Source organism: Variovorax sp. 01T439_2 (genome assembly GCF_056398445.1).
The window spans coordinates 1-4,045 of record NZ_JBFTPJ010000976.1; the positions used below are offsets into that span (position 1 = coordinate 1).

Here is a 4,045-nt window from a genome sequence, read left to right on the forward strand (position 1 = left end):
GCACTACGCGGCGGGCATCACCGAGCGCTTCAAGCTGGCCGAGCACGACGCCGCGGCCATTGCCGCCATGAAGGACGAGGAAGTGCTCGACGCCATCGGCCGCAAGCGCGGCGCGCTGCTGGGCAAGGGCCGCGTCAACCTGCAGAAGGCGGCCGAGATCGTGATGCACGAGTTCCGCGCGGGCAACCTCGGGCGCGTCACGCTCGAGACGCCCGAGGAGTTTGCGCAGTGGCTCGCGGAGGGGCTGCGCGCCGATGCGGAGCGTACGGCCAAGAAGGCCGCGCGCGGCAAGAAGCGCAAGCCGGCTGCCGAATCGGCCGAGGGCGAAGGGCCACGGCCGGACTGACCGGCTGGAGGCCACCCGCCCACTATCATCGAGCCATGCAACGCCTCACGCGCCAACGCAACGCGGTCTTCTCGGCCTTCAGCGACACCGGCCTGGTGCTGACCGCACCTGAAATCCTCGAGCGCGCCCGCGCCATCGTGCCCGAGATCAGCCTCTCCACCGTGTACCGCCAGGTCTCCATGCTGCTGGCCGACGGCGAGATCGCCAAGGTCGAGCTGCCCGGCGAGCCGGCGCGCTACGAAGTGGCCTGCAAGCCCGATGCGCACCGCCATTCGCACCAGCACGGCGAAGAGGCCGACCACCACCATCACTACTTTCACTGCAGCAGCTGCGGGCAGGTCTTCATGCTGCATGCCTGCCCCGGGCCGATGACCGACCTGGTGCCCAAGGGCTTCCAGGTGAAGAGCCATGAAGTGACGCTGCACGGCGTGTGCGCGGCCTGCGCCGGTGCCGCCCGCAAGGCGCGGTCGCCCAAGGCCCACTGACGCCCGGCGGCAGGCAGGTCAGCGCATCTGCAGGCGCGCGTCCTTCGGGTAGCTGATGCTGTAGTYGGCCGCGACGCGCGCGGTCTTGCCGGGCTCCAGGTCGAAGCGCCACATGGCGAGCCCGGGCTGCTTGTTCCAGGCCAGCTCGCCGGGCTGCGGCGAGAACTGCGCAGCCACGCGCACCTGTTCGTCGACCGAGACCGGCGCCGCCTCGAGCACCTGCACCGCGATCGGCGTGCGGTGGCGGTTCTCCACCACGTAGGCGCGCTGCACCTTGCGCTCGGCGCGCGAGCCGGCGAAACCGCCCGTGCCCTGGCTGTCGTTCTCGGGCTCGGCCTGCACGCGCACCAGTTCGTCGCGGCCGAAGGAGAGCGTGAGCCTGGCGTCGTTCGGCGCGCTCCACCGGCCGGTGCCGACGAAGTTGCCGTCGCGGTAGAGCTGCAGCGCACCGGCCGGCCATACGCCGGCCGGCTGCGCGAGCTCGGCCACCAGGAAGGCGCTGGCATCCACGCGCGGGCTGGTGCGAGCCGCGAGCTTGGCCGTGTCTTCGTGCTGGCCCAGCGCCAGTGTCACGCGCTGGCCGCTGGAGGGCACGTCGATGCTCTGCGGCACCGCGAATTCGGTGGCAAAGCTGTTGTCGAACAGGTTCACGTCGAACAGGGGCTCCGTGGCCTCGGCCATGGCAAGCCGGTCGGCGGATGCGGCGGGCGCGGCGGGCGCCGGCGCCATCATCGCGGCCATGCCCCCCTGGACACGCGGCGGCGGCTCGATGCCGATGCGCCACGCCGTGGGCGCGCGGCTCGCGGTTTCGCGGCGCGGCTGGCCGGTGGAGAGCACCAGCTTCACGCCGCGCCAGTCTTCGCCCGTGGCCTGCGCCACCAGCGCCTGGCGCTCGATGCGCACCTTGCTCGTGGCGGTGTCGAGCAGCGCGCGGTAGCTGGGCGTCCAGCCGGGGCCGGCGACCTGGTAGCTCAGCTTCACGTCGGCATCGGCGCTGGCGGCCAGCGTCACGGTCACGGCCATCACCTGCGCGCCGTGGCCTTGCGAGCGCTTGCGTTCGGCCAGCAGCGGATTGAGCTGCCGGTCGATGTCGGCTTGCCTGCGCTGGATCTGGTGCTGCTTGAGCAATGAGTCCTGCCCGGTGCGGCGCATCGCCTCGGCCATGGCCGCGAGGTTGCGTGCATCCATCGGCGCGCGGGCGCCCTGGGCCGATTCGCCGCTGCCGCCCGAGAGGCCTTTGAGGTAGCCCGTCACCATGCCGGAGGCTCTGCACGTCGAGACTCGCGGGCAGGCAGGCGAAGGTGACCGACCGGCTGCCGGCCGCCACCCGCGCGACGCGCTCCACCGTGGCGCTGCCGGGATAGACCTTGACCTGGGTGATGCGCGAGTTGTCGGCTGCGGCTTGCGCATGGGCGCCGGCGCTTGCCGCCAGCCAGGCGGTGGCGGAGAAGGTGGCACGGAGAAGAAAGAAGGCGGAGGAGGGTGCTTGCATGGAGAACCTTCGAAAGTGGATGGATGGCTTGTCTCCACTCATACGGCCGGGCTCGTCCAACGGGGTTAAGCCTTCGCGGAATTTTTTCGACGCGGGCGTTGCTGTCGCCAACGCAACCGCGGCGCCGCGGCCGGTCGCGCGCGCGACGAGGCATGGCGGCTGCGCTTCGTAGAGTGGCTCGTGCGCATCGCCCGTGCATTTCCGCTCCAAGGAGACCTTCCATGCTCGACACCATCCAGGCCATCAACAAGACCGCTGCCTTCAACCGCTGGGCCGGCTTCGAGGTCACGCGCGCCGCCGACGGCGAAGCCGAATTGCGCATGCAATGGCGCGAGGAAGACATGGGCCAGTACGCCGGCTTCCTGCATGCCGGGTTGATCGGCGCCATGCTCGACACCGCCTGCGGCTTCGCGGCCGCCACGGTGGCGGGCCGCGTACTCGCCTCGCACTTCTCGGTGAATTGCCTGTCGCCCGCGCTGGGCCGTGCCTTCATCGCACGCGGCAAGGTGGTGAAGGCGGGGCGCAAGCAGGTGTTCACCACCGCCGAGCTCTATGGCCAGGGCGATGGCGACAGCCTCAAGCTCGTGGCGACGGGGACTGCCATCCTGGTTCCGGTGGAAGAGCCTCCGCCCGCAAAGTGACTGCCGCCTTGGCGCTGGCGCGCCGGGGCTTGAGCCCGAACAGCGGCCGCAGCCCGTTGAAGCGGCGGATCAGCCCGTCGTTGAGCAGCCAGCAGCCCGCGATGGTCAGCACGACCAGCAGCGTGGGCTCCAGCACCGGTCCCAGCGCCAGCGGGGCCAGCAGCGCAACGCCCGCGATGATCAGCGTCTGGTGCAGCACGTACCACGGGTACACCGACTCGTTGGCCCAGCGCAGCCAGGGCCACGGACGGTTCAGGTGGCGGTGGCCGTGGCCCAGGATGGTGGCGACCGCCAGCCACAGGTAGAGCATGCGCAGGGCGTCCATCGGTACGCCGGAGGGCGGGCCCTTGGCGCCGAGCCGCAGCACGATGAAGGCGGTGATCGCCGCTGCGGCCAGCGCCAGAGACACCCGCCGCAGGCGCTCCAGTTCGCGCCACACGCCCGTGTCCACGCCCATCCAGTAGCCGTAGAGGAACACGGTGAAGTAGATGCTGTGCAGGTGAAAGTCGCGGACCAGGTTGTGCGTGGGCGGAAAGTGCCGCGCCAGCAGCATCGTCCAGACCAACAGCGGAAGCGCCGGCAGGAGCAGCAGCTTCCAGCCGCGCAGCCCGTTGAATCGGCGGCGCATCCACTGGCCGGCGGGTGACCGCCACAGCGGCAGCGTGAGCGCGATGAGCGCCGTGTAGCTGAACAGGTAGGGCAGGTACCAGAGGTGGTTCCAGGTCATGCCGAGCTCCGCGCCGTCGAAGGCCGCCTTCGGCCACGGATCGCCCATCGAAAGATAGCGCAGCAGGAAGGCACCGAAGCCCGGCGCCACCAGGCCGCTGGCCACGCCCTGGGCATAGGCCTGGTAGGGCACGACCACCGCCATGCCGAAGGCCAGCGGCAGCATCAGCCGCACGCCGCGGCTGCGCAGCAGGCTCCAGGTGCCGTGGCTGCGGCTCAGGAAGCCCAGCGACACGCCCGAGACCAGGAACACCAGGTCCATGCGCCAGAGGTTGAGCACGCGCATCGGCCACTGCAGCCATTCGGCGGCATGCGGGCTCTTGAGGTGCCAGGGCCAGTCGGCCACGTAGTACAT

General features: G+C 70.5%; 4 protein-coding genes and 1 pseudogene. 3 read left to right on the top strand and 2 right to left on the bottom strand.

The genetic code is table 11. From position 1 onward, the window contains the following. Both AC1DOC_RS30650 and AC1DOC_RS30655 read left to right on the top strand, forming a co-directional pair. Positions 1 to 346 (top strand): annotated as a pseudogene (locus AC1DOC_RS30650) (ribosome biogenesis GTPase YlqF); the annotation flags it as partial. 35 nt (positions 347 to 381) lie between these two features. Further along, positions 382 to 831, top strand: coding sequence for a Fur family transcriptional regulator (locus AC1DOC_RS30655; protein WP_015866405.1), 450 nt, complete (start codon positions 382 to 384; stop codon positions 829 to 831). 18 nt (positions 832 to 849) lie between these two features. Here the strand turns inward: AC1DOC_RS30655 and AC1DOC_RS30660 are convergent, their stop codons facing one another. Then, complete coding sequence (locus AC1DOC_RS30660; RefSeq protein WP_478131225.1) at positions 850 to 2,088, bottom strand: DUF4139 domain-containing protein; 1,239 nt, start codon at positions 2,086 to 2,088, stop codon at positions 850 to 852. A gap of 456 nt (positions 2,089 to 2,544) precedes the next feature. Between AC1DOC_RS30660 and AC1DOC_RS30665 the strand changes: the two genes are divergently transcribed. Then, complete coding sequence (locus AC1DOC_RS30665; RefSeq protein ID WP_478080819.1) at positions 2,545 to 2,964, top strand: PaaI family thioesterase; 420 nt, start codon at positions 2,545 to 2,547, stop codon at positions 2,962 to 2,964. Here AC1DOC_RS30665 and AC1DOC_RS30670 read toward each other — a convergent pair. Further along, positions 2,900 to 4,045, bottom strand: a 1,146-nt coding sequence (locus tag AC1DOC_RS30670) for an acyltransferase family protein (protein ID WP_478131226.1), incomplete at its 5' end; no start/stop codon positions are given. The genes AC1DOC_RS30665 and AC1DOC_RS30670 overlap by 65 nt on opposite strands.

Excerpts from the sequence above, each read along its gene's own strand:
- AC1DOC_RS30665 (WP_478080819.1), top strand. The coding sequence starts at position 2,545 with ATGCTCGACACCATCCAGGCCATCAACAAGACCGCTGCCTTCAACCGC.
- AC1DOC_RS30655 (WP_015866405.1), top strand. The coding sequence starts at position 382 with ATGCAACGCCTCACGCGCCAACGCAACGCGGTCTTCTCGGCCTTCAGC.